Origin of the sequence: Shinella fusca (genome assembly GCF_014203155.1) — a bacterium.
In the GTDB taxonomy this organism is placed as follows: Bacteria; Pseudomonadota; Alphaproteobacteria; order Rhizobiales; family Rhizobiaceae; genus Shinella; species Shinella fusca.
Genome location: NZ_JACHIK010000022.1, coordinates 1 through 19,453 on the forward strand (window position 1 = coordinate 1; position 19,453 = coordinate 19,453).

Below are 19,453 nucleotides of genomic sequence, written 5' to 3' on the forward strand. Positions count from 1 at the left end.
GCTCGCAATGGTCGCAACCATTCGAAAGCTCATGACAATCCTCAATGCAATCGCCCGATCACAGGCAGCCCTCTCTCAATGACTCCACGGTTGCTCGACCCGAGGATCCATCGCCCCCGAGGCAGGCCACGGCCGGAGCCGCGGCCCCGCCCATCAGCCCCCGAAACCGAACAGGTTGCCGAAGAAATCGACGCCGCGGTCGTTGTAGCTGACAGCGCCCTGCCTGTTGCCGGGACCGACGACGATGACCTTGGTGCCGACGCCGGCGCGGGCGTAGAGATGCTCCACGTCGTGGTTCATCATGCGGATGCAGCCGGACGACAGGTTGAGGCCGATCGACCAGGGCTGGTTCGTGCCATGGATGCGGAAGGCCGTGTCGTGGCCGCCCTTGTTGTAGAGATAGAGCGCGCGCGCGCCGAGCGGATTGTCCTCGCCGCCGGGCTGGAAGGTCGGCAGGATATGGCCCTTCTTGGCCTCGCGGCGGCGCATTTCGGCCGGCGGCGTCCAGCCGGGCCATTCGGCCTTGCGGCCGACCTTCACCACGCCCGACCAGCCGAAGCCCTCGCGCCCGACGCCGATGCCGTAGCGCGTCGCCCGGTTCTTGCCCTCGACGAAGTAGAGGAACTTGTTGTTGGTATCGACGATGATCGTACCCGGCGCCTGGTCGGTGACGAAGCGCACCTTGGTGCGCTTGAACTTGGCCGCGACCTGCTTCTTGCTCAGCGGCTGGGCGACGAGCGTCACGGCCGGGGCGGTCTCGATCCGCTCGCCCTGCCGCGCGGCGGGAAAGGCGTTCGCCGACGTCGCCGGCAAGGTCCCGGTGACGGCGACGGCCGCCGCCAGCAGGATCGGTGCGTATTTCCGCATTGGTATATCCCTCTCACTTCCTGAATGTGGCGAGGCTAGCCAAGTTTTGACCGATTTCAAGTCGCCTCGCGCAATCGATGACGCGCACGGGCGGGGTTTTCTTCGGAACGTTGCTTGCAAAAGCGCTGTAAAACGCAACCGTCCCCCCGCAGGCGGACTGCGGGGGACGGCCGCTATACCAGGCTGTGCGCAGTGCTTTGCGGCCTCAGATCACGATGACCCTCGTGCCGACATTCACGCGGTCGTAAAGGTCGATGACATCCTCGTTGCGCATGCGGATGCAGCCGGAGGAAACGGCATAGCCGATCGTCCATGGCGCATTGGTGCCGTGGATGCGGTAGAGCGTCGAGCCGAGATACATGGCGCGCGAGCCGAGCGGGTTGGCCGGCCCGCCGTCCATGGAGGCGGGCAGGTAGTGGCCTCTGGCGGCCTCGCGCTCGATCATCTCCTTCGGCGGCGTCCAGGTCGGCCATTCGGCCTTGCGGGTGATCTTGTGCGTGCCGGCCCACTCGAAGCCCGGCTTGCCGACGCCCACGCCGTAGCGCCGCGCCTTGCCGTCGCCGAGGACGAGGTAGAGGAAACGGTTGTTGGTGTCGATGACGATCGTGCCCGCCTTGTACTGGCTGTCATAGGCGACGGTCTGCGGCAGGTACATGGGATCGAACTTCGAGCGCACGGCGGTGCGTGCCTGGCCCGTCGCCGAGACCTGCTCGACGCGCGCCACGCCGTCGCGGCGGATGACGCGGCGCTGGACCGCCTGCTGGCGCTGGATGACGCGCCGGGTGGCGACGGCCGGCTGCACGCCTTCGCCGGTGAGCTGCATCACCCAGGGGGCGGTGAGGTCGGGGCTGACGATGACGGGCGGGCGGCTCATGTACCGGTCGCCCGCATGGGCAAGGCCGGGGGCGGCAAGAAGGGCCGCGGCAAGGAGAATGCGTATCGACATCGGACGTACTCGCTACTGATCGTCGCCGGGAATGCGCCGCGAAAAAATTGGAAGACGGCGCTGGTTCGCCTCGAATGCTTGCACCCTTCGATGAAGCGAAAGGTAAACGCCGGTTCATTCGATATGTGCGATGCGGATAAACCTTCGGGTAGGGTTATTGCCCGCTTTCCAAATGTGGTTGACGAGTGGTAAAGCGGAACAAACGGGAAACGGAGGCGGCAATGACGGAACGGGGACTTCTGCAGGGCACGGACGGAAACATGCGCTGCGCCTGGCACGGCAATCTGGACGACTACCGCCGCTACCATGACGAGGAATGGGGCTATCCCGTCACCAGCGACCATCGGCTCTTCGAGAAGATCTGCCTCGAAGGCTTCCAGTCGGGCCTTTCCTGGCTCACCATCCTGAGGAAGCGGGAAGCCTTCCGCGCCGCCTTCGCCGGCTTCGATTTCGACAGGGTGGCGGCCTTCGGCGACGAAGATATCGCCCGCTGCCTTGCCGATGCCGGCATCGTGCGCCACCGCGGCAAGATCGTCTCGACCGTCAACAACGCCCGCCGCGCGCAGGCGCTGCGCGACGAGTTCGGCTCGCTCGCCCGCTATTTCTGGAGCTTCGAGCCGAAGCCGGAGGAGCGGCCCGCCCGCGTCGACTGGGAGACCATCGCCGCCAATCCCACGACGCCCACCTCCGTGCGCCTGTCGAAGGACCTGAAGAAGCGCGGCTGGACCTTCGTCGGGCCCACAACCGTCTACGCCTTCATGCAGGCGATGGGCCTCGTCAACGACCATGTGGAGGGCTGCTTCTGCCGGCAGGCCGTCGAAGAGCGGCGCAAGGGGTTCGAACGGCCATAATTTGCGTCTTGTCAGGTAAATAAGGGTTTGTTTTTCAAGCGAATCATGTAGCCTAAGGTTGAGCGGCAAATTCATGTAATGCGAGTTTCGGGGTCAGCGTGCGCTTTGGCGCGCGTGCCGCTTTGTGCTGAATGATTTGGCATGTGGGGGAAACATGGCGCCAAACGCATCTGCAACCGTCGATATGCGTCTCGAACGCTGGGCCTGCGGCAAGGCCGAGGAAATCATGCTGCGCGAGGGCTTCCGCCTGATCCGCTCCGCCCGCAGCGGCACCCAATCCGAAATCCGCGAGACGAGCCTCTTGATGGCCCGCGCCATCGCCGCCTCGCTGCTCGAGGCCTCGTCTGCCCACCATACGCCGGCGGAGTAGGGGCGTCACAGTTGTGCCGTGGGGCGTGGATCCCCGGGTCAAGCCCCACGGCACGCCGCCCGATAAAAAGAGGCCCGCCGTCCGGCAGGCCCCTCCGCCATCACCTGGCGTTCGTCTCCAGCCATTCCTTCATCATGGCGATCTCGCCCTCCTGCGCGGTGACGATGTCCTTCGCCAGCTTGCGGATGGCCGGGTCCTTGCCGTGTTCGAGCTCGACCTTGGCCATGTCGATGGCGCCCTGGTGGTGGGCGATCATGCCGCGGACGAAATCCACGTCGGCATTGCCGGTGAACTCGATCTCCATGCCTTCGTGCATCCTGGCATTCGCGGCGAGAAAAGCCTTGGTCGAGGCACTCTGGTCGTCTGTGGAGGTTCCCATCTCCATGCCCTGATGGGCGGTGTTGCCGGCGTTTTCGGCGGCGGCGGGAAGGGCGAAGGCGAGCGCGAGGGCCGCGCCGAGAAGCATGTTCTTTGCGTTCATTGTCGTTTCCAGTTCTGAAAATACGGGTTGTCGGCCGGGCGCGGGGTGCCCGGATGGTCACGCGCTTTTCAGGACCGGGGAGGGGGATCGAGCGGGAAGGGGCCGAGGCCAGCAAGCCGCGGCGTTGCCGCCGGGACGCGGCCCGAAATGTCGAGGCGGCGGTAAAGCGGCGCCGGCCGCTCGGCCTCGATGGCGAAACAGGCCGAGCACGCGACCGGATGGGCGGCCGCCTTGCCCTTGTGCCCGGTCGCCGCGCCGTCGTCGCCGGCCATCGGGTGCATCGCATGCATGCCGGCCTTCGAGGCGGCATGGAGCGTCGCCGCGACCACCGGCACCCAGCCGGAGACCATGGCGCCCAGGATGGCGAGGACGAAGAGGACCTGTCTCATGCAGGCAGAGATAGGGGCTGCCTTCGCAAAAGAAAAGGACCGCTCAGTTCACCATGCCGTGACGGCCGGACGCGGTTTCGAGACAGAGGCGGGCGATGGCGAAGGTGCCGAAAAGCACGCCGCCCGCCATGCCCTCCAGGTCCGACCGGCCGAAGCAGAAGACGGGGCGGTAGAGCCCGGGGCCGGGGCGGATCGCGGTGGCGAAGCTGAAGGTGGTGGAAACGGTCGACGCCTCCTCCAGCGCCAGCAGCACCTTCTGCCAGTCGGCCGGCTCGTAGAACTGGATGAGGTCCATGATGCCGCAGCGCGTGCCGGAAAGATCGTGCAGGGCCGCGGTCTCCGGGCCGAGATGCACGAGCCCCGTCGCAAGCTCCGCCCGCCATTCCTCGCAGACGAAGGCCGTCTCCAGCTCGTCGGCGTCGATGCCGATGAGATCGGCCACGGAGGCGGGGCGCGGGGAGAGCATGATCGGTTTCGATGCCATTCGATCGGTCCGGAAGGTGGCGGCGCCCAGGAACGCCCGGCCATGTCGGCAGGGGACCCGGAGCGGTTTGCCGCCGCCCGCTGGGCAAAACGCCTTGCCAAACGGACGGGATGGACGTTTACCTTTTCTCAAGGGTAACCGACATCGCCCGCCGCCGGAAGCGGGGCAACTGGTCGTTTACTCGACTGGACGGCGCGTTTTCCAAAAATTCCCCGAAGGGTTGAATGCCCGATTTCGTTCTCCATACCGGCCACGACCTGGTCGATCAGTTGCAGGCCTATCGCCGCAAGACGGGGCTGACGCAGGACGATATCGCCTGGAAGCTCGGCTTCTCCGCCACCACCGTCTCGCGCTGGGAGCGCGGCATCGCCGTGCCGGACCTGCGGGCGACCGGCGCCATCGTCGATTTCCTGCGCCGGGCCGATGCGCAGACCGAGCGGCGCCTGCTCGCCTCGATCCTCGCCTCGCGGGAAAGCCGCAATCTCTGGGAGGGCCGCGACATCCGCTACCTCGGCGGCTCGCAGCAGGAATACCGCGAGAGCCCGCAAATGCGCGCCGTGGTGGGCACCAGCATCCGCCGCTATCTCACCGGCCATTACCGCGCCTGCGTCGAGGACCGGGCGCTGGTCGCAAGCCTTTATGCCCGCGAGATCGCCGGCATCGAGATCTATGGCGGCCCGGCGCTCTCGGTGACGTCCATCCCGGAAGGCTACGTGCAGTTGAAGCGCCTTTCCTTCCAGTCGGAGATGCGCGGCATCATCCGGGGCGACACCCATTCGACCCTCATTCCGAAGGCGCAGGCGCCCACCGCCTCTGCCGTCATCGTGCATAGCTGGGATACGCTCTCGCGCCGTCCGTGACCGGCGGGCTTTTGCGCCCTTGCCGCTGCCCGCCCAATCCGCTAGGGAAACCGGCAACGGAAATACGGAATTTCGGGTATCCCGATGAGCGAAAAGCAGAAAAAACCGCAGAAGCTGAAAGCCCGCCTGCCGCGCGGCTTCGTCGACCGGGACGCCGCGGATATCCGCGCCGTGAACGAGATGACCGCGAAGATCCGCGCGGTCTACGAGCATTACGGCTTCGATCCGGTGGAAACGCCGCTCTTCGAATATACCGACGCGCTCGGCAAGTTCCTGCCCGATGCCGACCGGCCGAACGAGGGCGTCTTCTCGCTGCAGGACGACGACGACCAGTGGATGTCGCTCCGCTACGACCTGACGGCGCCGCTCGCCCGCCATGTCGCGGAGAACTTCAACGAGATCCAGCTTCCCTACCGCACCTATCGCGCCGGCTACGTCTTCCGCAACGAGAAGCCGGGCCCGGGCCGCTTCCGCCAGTTCATGCAGTTCGACGCCGATACGGTCGGCGCGGCGGGCGTGCAGGCGGATGCCGAGATGTGCATGATGATGGCCGACACGATGGAAGCCCTCGGCATCGCCCGCGGCGACTACGTCATCCGCGTCAACAACCGCAAGGTCCTCGACGGCGTGCTGGAGGCGATCGGCCTCGGCGGCGACGACAAGGCAGGCGCCCGCCTCACCGTGCTGCGCGCCATCGACAAGCTCGACAAGTTCGGCCCCGAGGGTGTCAGGCTCCTGCTCGGTGCGGGCCGCAAGGACGAATCCGGCGACTTCACCAAGGGCGCGGGCCTCAATGAAGAGCAGATCGGCAAGGTGCTCTTCTTCGTCGGCATCAGGGATTATTTCGAGAGCGCCGCCGACCTCGCCAGGCTGGTCGAAGGCACGGCGAGGGGCGGCGAGGGCGTCGACGAGCTGAACCAGATCGGCCATCTCGTCACGTCGGCCGGCTACGGGCCGGACCGCATCAAGATCGACCCCTCCGTCGTGCGCGGCCTCGAATATTACACCGGCCCGGTCTTCGAGGCCGAGCTGCAGTTCGCCGTCACCAACGAGAAGGGCGAGAAGGTCGTCTTCGGCTCGGTCGGCGGCGGCGGGCGGTATGACGGGCTCGTCTCGCGCTTCATGGGCCAGCCGGTGCCGGCCACGGGCTTTTCCATCGGCGTCTCGCGCCTGATGACGGCGCTGAAGAACCTCGGCAAGCTCGGGCAGGAGGAGGTCGTCGCCCCCGTGCTCGTCACCGTCATGGACGGCGATATCGAGAGCATGGGCCGCTACCAGCGCTTCACGCAGGAGCTGCGCGCCGCCGGCATCCGCGCCGAGATGTACCAGGGCAACTGGAAGAAATTCGGCAACCAGCTCAAATATGCCGACCGCCGCGGCGCCCCCGTCGCCATCATCCAGGGCGGCGACGAGCGGGCCGAAGGCCTCGTGCAGATCAAGGACCTCATCGAGGGCAAGCGCCTTTCCGGCGAGATCGAGGACAACGCCTCCTGGCGCGAGGCCCGCGTGGCACAGGTCTCCGTGCCGGAGGCCGAGCTCGTCGCCAGGGTTCGCGAGATCCTCGACGCGCAGGCCGAAGACCGGGCGCGGGCTGGCTGACGGCAATGATGATCGCTTTGCCGGAACACCCCCCTCTGCCCTGCCGGGCATCTCCCCCACAAGGGGGGAGATCGGCAGGAAGCGAGAACCGCGCTCGGCGCGCGGCGTTGGAGACGGGCGAGACAGCGCGGCAATTCGATCTCCCCCCTTGTGGGGGAGATGCCCGGCAGGGCAGAGGGGGGTACTTCACGCCATGCCCCTGAGCAACCTCCCCGCCTTCGCCCCCGATCTCGTCGCCGATCTCGAACGCCTCGGCACCGAGCGCGTCGACACGCCGGTCATCCAGCCGGCCGAGCCCTTCCTCGACATGGCGGGCGAGGACCTTCGCCGGCGCATCTTCCTGACGGAGAGCGAGACGGGCAAGAGCCTGTGCCTGCGCCCGGAATTCACCATTCCCGTCTGCCTGCGCCATATCGAGACGGCGATGGGCACACCGCGGCGTTATGCCTATCTCGGCGAGGTCTTCCGCCAGCGCCGCGAGGGCGCCAACGAATTCTACCAGGCCGGCATCGAGGATCTGGGCGAGACCGACGTCGCCCGCGCCGATGCGCGCGCCGTGCGCGATGCCATGACCGTGCTGGAGAACCGCCTGCCGGGCGTGACGCTCTCCGTCGTCCTCGGCGACCAGTCGGTCTTCGAGGCGGTGGTGGCGGCCTGCGGCCTGCCGGCCGGCTGGCAGAAGCGGCTGGTCCATGCCTTCGGCAACCAGGCACAGCTCCAGAGGCTGATGGCCGACCTTTCCAGCCCCGCGCCCGCCGGCGTCTTCGGCCCCGAGGTCGAGCGCCTCGCCATCCTCGGCAAGCTCGACGACGAGGCGGCGCTGATCGCCCATATCGACGAGACGATGGAGGCGACCGGCTATTCCACCAATGCCAGCCGCAGCCCGGCCGACATCGCCCGGCGCCTGCGCGAGAAGATGGAGCTCGCCAACACGCGGCTCGACGCCCGCACGCTGGCGCTGCTCAGGGAATTCCTCGCGCTGGAACTCTCCCTTGCCGAGGCCCCCGCCGCGCTCGCCGCCTTCGCGGACAAGGCCGGCCTTGCGCTCGGCGAGGCGCTTGCCCGCTTCGAGCGGCGCGTTTCGGCGCTGCGCGAAGCCGGCGCCGATCCGGCGCGCATCGCCTACCGCGCCGCCTTCGGCCGCCCGCTCGACTACTATACCGGCCTCGTCTTCGAGATCGCGCCGGCCGGCTCGGCGCTGGTGCTGGCCGGCGGCGGGCGCTACGACCGGCTCCTGACGCTGCTCGGCGCGAGGGAGCGCATCCCGGCGGTCGGCTTCTCGCTCTGGCTCGACCGTATCCAGAGCCTGACGGAGGCCGCGGCATGACGATCACCATCGGCCTTCCCTCCAAGGGGCGCATGAAGGAAGACAGTTCCGCCGTGCTTGCCCGCGCCGGCTTCACCGTCACGGCAGTCGGCAACGACCGTTCCTATCGCGGCCGCGTCGAGGGGCGCGACGACATCGAGATCGCCTTCCTCTCCGCCTCGGAAATCTCCCGCGAGATCGCGGCCGGCACCGTCGATTTCGGCGTGACGGGCGAGGACCTCGTGCGCGAGGGGCTGGCGGAGGCCGACGCCCGCGTCGAATTCAGTGCCCGCCTCGGCTTCGGCCATGCGGACGTCGTCGTCGCAGCGCCGGAAATCTGGCTCGACGTCGACACCATGGCCGACCTCGGCGACGTCGCAGCCGATTTCCGCGCGCGCCACGGCCGCAGGCTGACCATCGCCACGAAATACTGGCGGCTGACCCAGCAGTTCTTCTCCGGCAACCACGGCATCCAGCTCTACCGCATCGTCGAAAGCCTCGGGGCCACGGAAGGCGCGCCGGCCTCCGGTTCCGCCGACATCATCGTCGATATCACCTCGACCGGCTCGACCCTCGTCGCCAACCACCTGAAAATCCTCGCCGACGGCGTGATCCTGAAATCCGAAGCCTGCCTCGTGCGCGCCCGCAAGCCGGAGCATGAGGGGGATGCGGTGGTGGCGGAAATCGTGGAGCGGGTGCGCGGGGTGGTTTGAGGAGCCAGTGCCGCGTGGCACCCCCCTCTGCCCTGCCGGGCATCTCCCCACAAGGGGGGAGATTGGATGGGGCCCGGTTTCGCCCATCTCTAACGCTGCAATTTGAGCAAGATTTTTCCGACTTGCCAATCTCCCCCCTTGTGGGGGAGATGGCCGGCAGGCCAGAGGGGGGTGTCCCCAGCCTCCATCGCAAATTTCTCAAGCCTCCACCCTGACATCCCCCACCGACCTGTCCTATCTATGGGCTCCCACCAAGGAGTCGTCCATGACCGATCTGTCGTCCTTCCCCGTCACCAAGAAATGGCCCGCGAAAAACCCTGACATCATCCAACTCTATTCGCTGCCGACGCCGAACGGCGTGAAGGTGTCGATCGCGCTGGAGGAGCTTGGCCTTGCCTATGAGGCGCACCGCATCGAGTTCGGCGCCGAGGGCGTGAAGTCGCCGGAATTCGTCTCGCTCAACCCGAACGGCCGCATTCCCGCGCTCATCGATCCGAACGGGCCGGACGGCAAGCCGATCGGCCTCTTCGAATCGGGCGCGATCCTCGTCTACCTCGCGGAGAAGACGGGCAAGCTGCTGCCGGCCGATGTGGCGGGCCGCTACGAGACGCTGTGCTGGGTGATGTTCCAGATGGGCGGCATCGGGCCGATGTTCGGCCAGTTCGGCCATTTCTTCAAATATGCCGCCGACAAGGTCGCCAACAATTCCTACCCCATGGAGCGCTATCGGGACGAATCGAAGCGCCTGCTTTCCGTGCTGGAAGAGCGCCTGAAGACCCGTAAGTGGCTGATGGGCGAGGACTACACCATCGCCGATATCGCGACCTTTCCGTGGGTGCGCGGCGCGGACGTCTTCTACGGCGGGCGCGAGGCGCTCGACTATGCGTCCTTCCCGGCCGTCATGGCCTGGCTGGAGCGCTGCCTTGCCCGCCCGGCCTCCGCAAAGGGCCTGGAGATTCCGGCATAGGGCTGACGCAAACGAAGAAACCGGCGGCGCGGCGGCCCGTTGACGCCGCCCGCCGCGGCACGCTACCTCTTGGGCAGGACGATAGAGGGATGGAGCCATCGTGACGGGAAGACTGGTTGTTGCGGGCGGCGGCCAGGCCGCGTTTGCCCTCGTTGCCAAATTGCGCGCGCTGAAGGACGAGCGGCCGATCACCATCATCGCCGCCGAGGCCTCCCATCCCTACCAGCGCCCGCCGCTTTCCAAGAAATACCTGCTCGGCGAGGCCGACCTTTCCCGCCTGATGTTCCGCCCGGAAAACTGGTATGCGGAAAACGGCGTCGAGATCCGCCTTGCCACGGAGGTGACCTCCATCGACCGGGCGGCAAAGCGCGTGGCGCTCAACGACGGCTCGACGCTCGACTACGAATTCCTGGCGCTCGCCACCGGCGCGACGCCGCGCCGCCTGCCGGCCGGGATCGGCGGCGACCTCGACGGCGTCTTCACCGTGCGCGACTACCGCGACGCCGACCGGCTCGGCCTCGAAATGCAGGAGGGCCGGCGCGCGCTGGTCGTCGGCGGCGGCTATATCGGGCTGGAGGCGGCGGCAGTCGCACGGGGGCGGGGGCTGCATGTCACGGTCATCGAGATGGCCGACCGCATCCTCGCGCGCGTCGCTTCTCCGGCCACCGCCACTATCCTCAAGGCGATCCACACCGCACGCGGCGTCGACGTGCGCGAGAAGACCGGCCTCGTGCGCCTTCTCGGCGAGAACGGCCGCGTCACCGGCGCGGAACTGACGGACGGCTTCGTTCTGCCCGTCGACGTGGTGATCGCCGGCATCGGCGTGGCGGCCAATGACGCGCTCGCCCGCGAGGCGGGGCTGGAGGTGGCGAACGGCATCGTCGTCGACGAACATGCGCGCACCTCCGACCCGTCGATCTTCGCCATGGGCGACTGCGCGGTCCTGCCCTTCGAGGGCAGCCGCGTGCGGCTCGAATCCGTGCAGAACGCGGTGGACCAGGCCGAGGCCGCCGCCGCCGTCATCGCCGGGGGCGATGCGCCCTATGAGCCCAAGCCCTGGTTCTGGTCCGACCAGTACGACGTCAAGCTGCAGATCGCCGGCTTCTGCATGGGCTTCGACGACACGTTCGTGCGCCCCGGCCAGCGCGAGGGCAGCGTCTCCGTCTGGTATTTCCGCGACGGGCGGCTGATCGCGGTCGATGCGGTCAACGACGCGAAGGCCTATGTCGTCGGCAAGAAGCTGATCGAGATGGGCCGCACGCCCGAGCGCGCGCTTCTCGAAGACCCGGCCACGGACCTCAAGGCGCTGACGCTTTGAGGTTGCGCCGCGCGGTCCCGACAGGGGCACGCGGTTGCATTCTTTTGATATTCGTTAAGTATGATATGTCCTCGGACCTGCGCCGGCTGGGCGATGCTTTCCCGGTTCACGCATTCTTTAGTGTTCTCGGGCTGATTGGGGCCATCCTGATCCCGCCCGGTGGCCGCTCATGTTTCGTATCCTCACCTGCATCGCCGTCGAGCACGACCTTCGCCTGGTCTTGCTTGCCGCGCTCATCTGCTTCCTGTCCAGCTATGTGGCGGTGACGCTGGCGCAACGGGCGGCGATATCGGAGGGGATGGCGCGCGCGCTCTGGCTGGGCGCGGCGGGCACGTCGAGCGGCTTCGGCATATGGGCGACGCACTTCATCGCCATGGTGGCCTACGATGCGGGCGTCGTCGTGGGCTACGACATGAAGCTGACGCTGGTTTCGCTGGCCGTCGCCATCGTCGTCACGAGCATCGGCCTTGCCATCGCCACCTACCGTTCCGGCCGCGGCGCGCTGGTCGCCGGCGGTATCGTGCTCGGCGCGGGCATCAGCTCCATGCACTATATCGGCATGTCGGCGGTGGAGCTTCCCGGCGCCATCCGCTGGGCGCCGGGCTATGTGGCCCTGTCGCTCGTCTTTGCCGGCGTCTTCGGCGCGCTCTCGCTCATCGCCTGCATGCGCCCGCAGCCGCGTGCGCGCGACCGGGCCCTTGCCACCGCGCTGATGGCGGTCGGCGTCGTATCGCTGCATTTCACGGGAATGACGGCGGTGACGATCGAGCCCGGCCTGATGCCGGTCAACGACGACACGCTGATCTCCACCGGCCTGATGGTGCCGCTGATCGCCGTCGTCGCCTTCTCGCTGCTCTTCACCGGCCTCACGGCGGCGATCTTCGCCCGACAGGCCGAGCTTGCGGCCAGCGAAAGCACGCGCCAGTTCGCCATGCTGGTGCAGGGCGTCAAGGACTACGCCATCTACATGCTCGATCCGCAGGGGCGCGTGGCCAACTGGAACGAGGGCGCCGAGCGCGCCAAGGGCTACAAGGCGCACGAGATCGTCGGCGTGCATTTCTCGCGGTTCTACAGTGCGCCGGACCGGGCCGCCGGCCTGCCCGAGCGGGCGCTTGAGGCCGCCCGGCAGGAGGGCAAGTTCGAGAGCGAGGGCTGGCGCTACCGCAAGGACGGCTCGCGCTTCTGGGCCAATGTCGTCCTCAATGCGATCCACGATGCGTCCGGCGTGCTGATCGGCTATGCAAAGATCACCAAGGACGTCACGGTGGAGAAGCTCAACGCCGACCGGCTGGCCGAAGTCACCAAGAACCTCGATCTCGCGCTGGAGAACATGTCGCAGGGCCTCTGCCTCTTCGACAAGGACGAGCGCCTGCTGCTCGCCAACAAGCGCTACAGCGAGATCTTCGGCTTCTCCGAAGGCAGCGTGCGGCCGGGCATGACCCTGCGCGAGATCGTCGATAGGGGCGTGGCCGACATCTATGCCGATCCGGAGGTCCGCCCGGCCATCGCGCGCGATGCCTATATCCGCCGCCGCGCGGCCATCCAGGGCGACAATGGCGGGGCGACCGTGGACAAGCTGCCGAACGGCGTCTCGGTCCAGTTGCGCTACCGCATGCTGCCGGACGGTGCGTGGGTCGCGACCTACGAGGACATTTCCGAGCGCCTGCGCTCGGAGGAGCAGATCTCCTTCCTCGCCCGCCATGACGGCCTGACGGGCCTGCCGAACCGGGCGAACTTCAACGGCCGCCTGGAAGCGGAGCTCGACAATGCCCGCCGCTCGGGCAGCAAGGTCGCGGCCATCGGCATCGACCTCGACAAGTTCAAGGAAATCAACGACACGCGCGGCCATGCCGCCGGCGACGAGGTGCTCGTCACGCTGTCGCGGCGCATGCAGGCCTGCCTTCAGGCCGACGAGACCGTCGCCCGCTTCGGCGGCGACGAGTTCGCGGCCGCAAAGCGCTTCGAAGACATGTCGGACCTTACCGATTTCATCCAGCGCATCGAGGCCTGCCTCAACGAGGAGATCCGCATCGACGGCTACGACATCAAGCCGGGCGCCAGCATCGGCGTCGCCATCTATCCGCAGGACGCCGACGAAATCGAGGCGCTGCTGAACAATGCCGACCTTGCCATGTACCGGGCGAAGGACGCGCTGACCGAGACGGTGTGCTTCTACGAGGTCTCGATGGACGAGGCCGCGCGCAGCCGCCGCCTCATCGCCAACGACCTCTGGCAGGCGGTCGACCGCAAGGAGCTGCAACTGCACTACCAGGTGCAGAAGGCTGTCCATTCCGGCGAGACGATCGGCTACGAGGTGCTGCTGCGCTGGCACCATCCTTCGCGCGGCACGATCCCGCCGAGCGAGTTCATCCCGATCGCCGAGGAATGCGGCGCCATCCTGCCGATCGGCGAATGGGTGCTGCGGGAAGCCTGCCGCGAGGCCGCGACCTGGGGCAACGAGCAGAAGATCGCCGTCAACCTGTCGCCGGTGCAGCTTGCCAATGCCGACGTCGCCGACCTCGTGCACCGCGTCCTCCTCGAGACGGGCCTCAGCCCGCGCCGCCTGGAGCTGGAGATCACCGAATCGACAATCATCGGCGACAAGGAGCGGGCGCTTGCCACGCTCCGCCGCATCAAGGCCTTCGGCGTCACCATCGCCATCGACGATTTCGGCACCGGCTACTCGTCGCTGGAAACCCTGCGCGCCTTCCCCTTCGACAAGATCAAGCTCGACCGCTCCTTCATGAGCGAGGTGGAGGCGAGCCCCGAGGCGAAGGCCATCATCCGCGCCATCCTGGCGCTCGGCCATACGCTGCGCGTGCCGGTTCTGGCCGAGGGCGTGGAGACCCGCAGCCAGCTCGACATCCTGCTCGACGAGGGCTGCGACGAGGCGCAGGGCTATTTCCTCGGCCGGCCCGTTCCCGTGGGGCATATCCGGCCCGCAATGGAGAAGACGGCGGCGGCTTGAGACCGGAAATGGGGCGGGTGGCGATCACCCCCTCTGCTACTGCCGCTTGAAGCGTCGACCCACGAGGTCGATCTGGAAGCGGGGGAAGATGAAGACGCCGATGATCGTGCCGGCGTATTTCTCCTCAAGCCCCGTGGATTCGCCCACGCAGAACACCGGCTGGCGCGGGGCGCCGTCGAGGTGGATCGTCGTGGAGAAGCAGAAGGACGAGGAGGAGGCCGCGGCCTGCTCGAAAAGCTCCAGCACGCGCGCGCGGTCGGCCGGCTCGTAGCAGCGGATCAGGTTGAGCAGCCCGCAGGGGCGCTGCGGCAGGCCGTGCGCCAGCGCTGCCTTTTCGCCGAGCGTGAAGAGCCCGCTGGAGAGATCGCCGGCCCAACGCTCCGTCACGCAGTATTGCGTCAGCAGTTCGTTGTCCGTCTCGTCGAATTCCATCGAACCCGGAAGGAAGGGCGAGGAGAGATCGGTCTTGATTATCTTGAACACCTACGACCCCAGCAGTTGCTCGAATTCAGCCGGCACGCCCGCCCGAAGCGGGCGCGACATGGTAAAAAGCAGCGCCGGCTGACTCCCCGAAGCCTGCCGAACCATGCCTTCATGTATTGAACTGCGTCCGGCTCCGTCTCGTGCATCGGATCGAACGTACGCATGAAAACCGCGGCGGATTTCCCATTCGAATCTGCCGGCGGGATATGAGACTTGAGGAATCCCGGAAACGGACCGGCTATACGCCGAAAACCAGTACCTGAACCCCTTGGTGAATCTTAAAGTTCACTTGGGGCGTCTTTATAGTTGGTTTTTTGATGCCAGCAACGGGTTTTTGATAATAATTATTCAAATGGAAAAATTCTTTCTCCGGAAACGATACAGTCGTTCCAAGCAGAAAAGGGCGGCCCGAAGACCGCCCTTTCCGAACTGAACCGGATGGCTCAGATGTGATGGCTTTCGCCTATCACATCATGTCCATGCCGCCAGTTCAGCGCGCTTGACGCGCTGAACCAACTTTAGTGCATGGGCGAAGCTTGATGGTCACGCTGCGATAGGCTTGCGCCTATCACATCATGTCCATGCCGCCCATGCCGCCCATGCCGCCCGGCATTGCCGGAGCGTCCTTCTTCGGCAGCTCGGCGATCATGGCTTCCGTCGTGATCAGCAGCGAGGCAACCGAAGCGGCGTTCTGCAGCGCCGTGCGGACAACCTTGACCGGGTCGACGATGCCGAGCTGGATCAGGTCGCCGTATTCGCCGGTCTGGGCGTTGTAGCCGTAGTTGTCTTCGTTCTTGTCGAGGATCTTGCCGACGACGATGGAAGCTTCGTCACCTGCGTTGTCCGCGATCTGGCGAACCAGCGACTGCAGCGCCTTGCGGACGATGTTGATGCCGGCTTCCTGGTCGTCGTTCTCGCCCTTGGCGGAGATCTTCGTGGAGGAACGCAGCAGGGCAACGCCGCCGCCCGGTACGATGCCTTCCTGAACGGCAGCGCGCGTCGCGTTGAGGGCGTCGTCGATGCGGTCCTTCTTTTCCTTCACTTCGACTTCCGTCGAGCCGCCGACGCGGATGACGGCAACGCCGCCGGCGAGCTTGGCAAGGCGTTCCTGCAGCTTCTCGCGGTCGTAGTCGGAGGTGGTTTCCTCGATCTGGGCCTTGATCTGCGCGACGCGGCCTTCGATTTCGGCCTTCTGGCCGGCACCGTCGACGATCGTCGTGTTTTCCTTGGAGATCGAGACCTTCTTGGCGCGGCCGAGCATTTCGAGCGTGACGCTCTCGAGCTTGATGCCGAGGTCTTCGGAGATGACCGTGCCGCCCGTCAGGATGGCGATGTCTTCGAGCATGGCCTTGCGGCGGTCGCCGAAGCCCGGAGCCTTGACGGCAGCGATCTTGAGGCCGCCACGCAGCTTGTTGACGACGAGCGTGGCGAGGGCTTCGCCTTCGACGTCTTCAGCGACGATGACCAGCGGCTTGCCGGTCTGGACGACGGCTTCGAGAACCGGGAGCATGGCCTGGAGGTTCGAGAGCTTCTTCTCGTGCAGGAGAATGTAGGCGTCTTCGAGGTCGGCGACCATCTTTTCCGGGTTGGTCACGAAGTAGGGCGACAGGTAGCCGCGGTCGAACTGCATGCCTTCGACGACTTCGAGTTCGGTTTCGGCGGTCTTGGCTTCTTCAACCGTGATGACGCCTTCGTTGCCGACCTTCTGCATGGCTTCGGCAATGTCGAGGCCGATCTGGCGCTCGCCGTTGGCCGAGATCGTGCCGACCTGTGCGACTTCTTCCGAGGTGTTGATCTTCTTGGCCTTGGCCTGGAGATCCTTGACGACTTCGGCGACGGCGAGATCGATGCCGCGCTTGAGGTCCATCGGGTTCATGCCGGCGGCAACGGCCTTGGCGCCTTCGCGGACGATGGCCTGGGCAAGGACGGTTGCGGTCGTGGTGCCGTCGCCGGCGATGTCGTTGGTCTTGGAAGCGACTTCACGGACGAGCTGGGCGCCCATGTTCTCGAACTTGTCTTCCAGTTCGATTTCCTTGGCGACGGAAACGCCGTCCTTGGTGATGCGCGGAGCGCCGAAGGACTTGTCGATGACGACGTTGCGGCCCTTCGGGCCGAGGGTTACCTTGACGGCGTCTGCGAGGACGTCGACGCCACGCAGCATCTTTTCGCGCGCGCTGCGGCCGAACTTTACTTCTTTGGCTGCCATTGTGAGAACTCCTGAAGAGGTGTCAGCAAAATTGGGAAGGGATGACCGGCGATCAGCCGATGATGCCCATGATGTCGGCTTCCTTCATGATCAGAAGGTCTTCGCCGTCGAGCTTGACTTCGGTGCCCGACCACTTGCCGAACAGGACGCGGTCGCCGACCTTGACGTCGAGAGCGACGACCTTGCCGCTTTCGTCACGGGCGCCGGAGCCGACGGCGACGATTTCGCCTTCCTGCGGCTTTTCCTTGGCGGTGTCGGGGATGATGATGCCACCCTTGGTCTTGGCTTCGGACTCGACGCGACGAACGACGACGCGGTCGTGAAGCGGGCGGAAGTTGGTGCTTGCCATTGTCTTTTCCCTCGATCAAATGACATTGCGGATCGCGAGCGGATCCGTTGGATTGGTGTTAGCACTCATCTATCGCGAGTGCTAGCGGAACCGAGATAGGCGGCAGGGCCCTTCGAGTCAAGAACGGCGCCTCGAAATTATTTCGGCCGGAATGGTTACCGCCCGTCCTCGTCCGCCTGGCGGCAGATGGGGGCACCTTCACAGCCCATCAAGGCAGTCCCGTGAATTTTCGGCCGTTTTCCGGCAGGCGGCGCAAAATTGCGGGAAGAGGCTTGTTTTCTTGGCCTCGCTTTGCAATGTCAGCCGGGCTCGATCTCGACACGGGAAACCCTGATGGCTCAACGCATCCAATCCTTCCGCGACATCGCCGCGCAATACGACGTGGTGCTCTGCGACGTCTGGGGCGTCCTTCATAACGGTGTCGAAGCCTTTTCCCATGCGAGCGAGGCGCTTGCCGCCGCGCGGGCCGCGGGCCTCACGGTCGTGCTCATCACCAATTCGCCGCGCCCCCATCCGGGCGTGCGCGTGCAGATCCGCGGCCTCGGTGTTGCCGACGAGGCCTATGACCGCATCGTCACCTCCGGCGACGTCACCCGCGCGCTGATCGCCGAGGGGCCGAAGAAGATCTGGTTCATCGGCGCGGAAAAGGACCTTCCGCTGCTCGACGGCCTCGGCGTTACCGAGGTGGGGATGGAAGAGGCCGAGGCCGTGGTCTGCGCCGGCCTTCGCGACGACGAGCGGGAGACGGCGGAGGACTATCGCGGCGAACTCGCCATCCTCGCCGCGCGAAAACTGCCCTTCATCTGCGCCAATCCGGACCTCGTCGTCGAGCGCGGCCACAGGCTCATTCCCTGTGCCGGGGCGCTTGCCGTGATCTACGAAACCCTCGGCGTTGCGACGCGCATCGCCGGCAAGCCGCACCGGCCGATCTACGAGCAGGCGCTCGCCGAGGCGCGGGAGGTCCACGGCGCCTTCGACCTGTCGCGCGTGATCGCCGTCGGCGACGGCATGCCGACGGACGTGCGCGGCGCCGAAGCCTTCGGCCTCGACGTGCTCTACATTTCCGGCGGCATCCACGCGCAGCACTATGTCGAGGGCGGGCGCACCGACGAGGAGAGGCTCGCCGCCTTCCTCGCCGCCGAGAACGCCCACCCGAAATGGTGGATGCCCCGGCTTCAGTGACGCAGAGGCGCATCATGACGGTATTTCACAGGAACGAGACGAAAGAGCCGCTGCCGCAGCATCTGCGCGGCGGCGTCATCGCCATCGGCAATTTCGACGGCGTGCACCGCGGCCACCAGGCCGTGCTGCTGCGGGCGCTGGATATCGCGCGCAGCCGCGGCGTCCCCGCGCTGGTGCTGACCTTCGAGCCGCATCCGCGCACCGTCTTCCGGCCGGACAAGCCGGTCTTCCGCCTGACGCCCGCCCCGCTCAAGGCCCGCATCCTCGAAGGCATGGGCTTTTCCGCCGTCATCGAATATCCCTTCGACCGTTCCTTCTCGGAAATCTCGGCGCAGGATTTCATCCGCGCGATCCTGATGGACTGGCTGCATGCTTCCGAGGTCGTCACCGGCTTCGATTTCCATTTCGGCAAGGGCAGGGAGGGCGGCCCCGCCTTCCTGATGGCCGCCGGCGAGGAGAACGGCTTCGGCGTCACGCTGGTCGATGCCTTCCGCGACGAGAACGCCTCGGTCATCTCCTCCAGCTTCATCCGCGCGCTGGTCGGCGAGGGCAAGGTGGCGGAAGCGGCCGGCCAGCTCGGCTACCGCTACACGGTCGAGGCGGAGATCGTCGGCGGCAAGCAGCTCGGCCGCACGCTCGGCTTTCCCACCGCCAACATGCAGCTTCCGCCGGAAGTGCAGCTACGCAACGGCATCTACGCGGTGCGCTTCCGCCGCCCGGACGGCTCCCTCCACGACGGCGTCGCCAGCTACGGCCGCCGCCCGACGGTGGACGCGGACGGTGCGCCCCTTCTCGAAACCTTCCTCTTCGACTTCTCCGGCAATCTCTACGGCGAAATCTCCGCCGTCTCCTTTTTCGGCCACCTGCGCGACGAACTGAAATTCGACGGCCTCGATCCGCTGGTCGTGCAGATGAAGCGCGACGAGGAGGAGGCAAGGGCGCTCCTTTCCGGCGTCAGGCCGCTCGGGCCGATCGATGCGCGTCTCTGTTTCTGACGTTCGTGTGAGCGCTTTGTAGCCAGGCTTTTGCTGGAAACCCTCGCACCGCTCTCCTTCGTCATCCTCGGGCTTGACCCGAGGATCCATTCTTTTCAACGGCTTATGGATCATCGGGT

General features: G+C 66.2%; 19 protein-coding genes. 11 read left to right on the forward strand and 8 right to left on the reverse strand.

The features are described 5' to 3' along the window. Positions 1-153 precede the first annotated feature (153 nt). A complete protein-coding gene (locus HNQ66_RS21120) occupies positions 154-867 on the reverse strand; it encodes a L,D-transpeptidase (protein WP_184146477.1) in 714 nt (237 codons plus the stop codon). A gap of 205 nt (positions 868-1,072) precedes the next feature. Continuing rightward, positions 1,073-1,813 (reverse strand): L,D-transpeptidase, encoded by a 741-nt coding sequence (locus tag HNQ66_RS21125; protein ID WP_184146479.1) that lies wholly within the window; start codon positions 1,811-1,813, stop codon positions 1,073-1,075. A 221-nt stretch (positions 1,814-2,034) separates the two neighbouring features. Between HNQ66_RS21125 and HNQ66_RS21130 the strand changes: the two genes are divergently transcribed. Beyond that, positions 2,035-2,664, forward strand: a complete 630-nt coding sequence (locus tag HNQ66_RS21130; protein ID WP_184146481.1) for a DNA-3-methyladenine glycosylase I — start codon at positions 2,035-2,037, stop codon at positions 2,662-2,664. Positions 2,665-2,818: 154 nt separating this feature from the next. Beyond that, positions 2,819-3,034 (forward strand): hypothetical protein, encoded by a 216-nt coding sequence (locus HNQ66_RS21135; protein ID WP_184146483.1) that lies wholly within the window; start codon positions 2,819-2,821, stop codon positions 3,032-3,034. Positions 3,035-3,134: 100 nt separating this feature from the next. On the opposite strand, the gene copM is transcribed toward HNQ66_RS21135, so the two are convergent. The 3 genes from copM to HNQ66_RS21150 form a co-directional block, all read right to left on the reverse strand. After that, the gene (gene copM / locus HNQ66_RS21140; protein WP_184146485.1) at positions 3,135-3,515 is read right to left on the reverse strand and encodes a CopM family metallochaperone; all 381 of its coding nucleotides are present in this window, start codon (positions 3,513-3,515) and stop codon (positions 3,135-3,137) included. A gap of 68 nt (positions 3,516-3,583) precedes the next feature. Beyond that, complete coding sequence (locus tag HNQ66_RS21145) at positions 3,584-3,904, reverse strand: hypothetical protein (protein WP_184146487.1); 321 nt, start codon at positions 3,902-3,904, stop codon at positions 3,584-3,586. A 43-nt stretch (positions 3,905-3,947) separates the two neighbouring features. Then, on the reverse strand, positions 3,948-4,388 hold the full coding sequence (locus tag HNQ66_RS21150) for a hypothetical protein (protein WP_184146489.1): 441 nt from the start codon (positions 4,386-4,388) through the stop codon (positions 3,948-3,950). Positions 4,389-4,612: 224 nt separating this feature from the next. Between HNQ66_RS21150 and HNQ66_RS23430 the strand changes: the two genes are divergently transcribed. The 7 genes from HNQ66_RS23430 to HNQ66_RS21185 all read left to right on the forward strand — a co-directional run bounded on the left by HNQ66_RS23430 (position 4,613) and on the right by HNQ66_RS21185 (position 14,119). Next, positions 4,613-5,248 (forward strand): helix-turn-helix domain-containing protein, encoded by a 636-nt coding sequence (locus HNQ66_RS23430; protein ID WP_210308849.1) that lies wholly within the window; start codon positions 4,613-4,615, stop codon positions 5,246-5,248. Between the two features lie 84 nt (positions 5,249-5,332). After that, positions 5,333-6,847 (forward strand): histidine--tRNA ligase, encoded by a 1,515-nt coding sequence (gene hisS, locus HNQ66_RS21160; RefSeq protein ID WP_184146491.1) that lies wholly within the window; start codon positions 5,333-5,335, stop codon positions 6,845-6,847. Between the two features lie 193 nt (positions 6,848-7,040). Continuing rightward, a complete protein-coding gene (locus HNQ66_RS21165; protein WP_184146493.1) occupies positions 7,041-8,174 on the forward strand; it encodes an ATP phosphoribosyltransferase regulatory subunit in 1,134 nt (377 codons plus the stop codon). After that, positions 8,171-8,866 carry an ATP phosphoribosyltransferase gene (hisG, locus tag HNQ66_RS21170; protein WP_184146495.1) on the forward strand — a complete coding sequence of 232 codons (696 nt, stop codon included), beginning with the start codon at positions 8,171-8,173 and terminating at the stop codon, positions 8,864-8,866. The genes HNQ66_RS21165 and hisG overlap by 4 nt, the downstream gene beginning before the upstream one ends. Positions 8,867-9,131: 265 nt before the next feature. Continuing rightward, entirely contained in the window at positions 9,132-9,833 is a 702-nt protein-coding gene (locus HNQ66_RS21175) for a glutathione binding-like protein (protein WP_184146497.1), read from the forward strand. Between the two features lie 100 nt (positions 9,834-9,933). After that, on the forward strand, positions 9,934-11,151 hold the full coding sequence (locus tag HNQ66_RS21180; RefSeq protein WP_184146499.1) for an FAD-dependent oxidoreductase: 1,218 nt from the start codon (positions 9,934-9,936) through the stop codon (positions 11,149-11,151). Positions 11,152-11,320: 169 nt separating this feature from the next. Continuing rightward, on the forward strand, positions 11,321-14,119 hold the full coding sequence (locus HNQ66_RS21185) for a bifunctional diguanylate cyclase/phosphodiesterase (protein WP_184146501.1): 2,799 nt from the start codon (positions 11,321-11,323) through the stop codon (positions 14,117-14,119). Positions 14,120-14,155: 36 nt separating this feature from the next. Here HNQ66_RS21185 and HNQ66_RS21190 read toward each other — a convergent pair whose 3' ends face one another. From HNQ66_RS21190 to groES, 3 genes are all read right to left on the reverse strand, one after another. Beyond that, positions 14,156-14,602: a hypothetical protein gene (locus HNQ66_RS21190; protein WP_184146503.1), complete on the reverse strand. Its 447-nt coding sequence runs from the start codon at positions 14,600-14,602 to the stop codon at positions 14,156-14,158. A gap of 568 nt (positions 14,603-15,170) precedes the next feature. After that, entirely contained in the window at positions 15,171-16,808 is a 1,638-nt protein-coding gene (groL, locus tag HNQ66_RS21195) for a chaperonin GroEL (RefSeq protein ID WP_184146505.1), read from the reverse strand. A 52-nt stretch (positions 16,809-16,860) separates the two neighbouring features. Beyond that, on the reverse strand, positions 16,861-17,157 hold the full coding sequence (gene groES / locus HNQ66_RS21200; RefSeq protein ID WP_184146507.1) for a co-chaperone GroES: 297 nt from the start codon (positions 17,155-17,157) through the stop codon (positions 16,861-16,863). A 333-nt stretch (positions 17,158-17,490) separates the two neighbouring features. Between groES and HNQ66_RS21205 the strand changes: the two genes are divergently transcribed. Both HNQ66_RS21205 and HNQ66_RS21210 read left to right on the forward strand, forming a co-directional pair. Continuing rightward, complete coding sequence (locus HNQ66_RS21205) at positions 17,491-18,339, forward strand: TIGR01459 family HAD-type hydrolase (protein WP_184146509.1); 849 nt, start codon at positions 17,491-17,493, stop codon at positions 18,337-18,339. Positions 18,340-18,353: 14 nt separating this feature from the next. Beyond that, positions 18,354-19,334, forward strand: a complete 981-nt coding sequence (locus HNQ66_RS21210; protein ID WP_184146511.1) for a bifunctional riboflavin kinase/FAD synthetase — start codon at positions 18,354-18,356, stop codon at positions 19,332-19,334. Positions 19,335-19,453 lie beyond the last annotated feature (119 nt).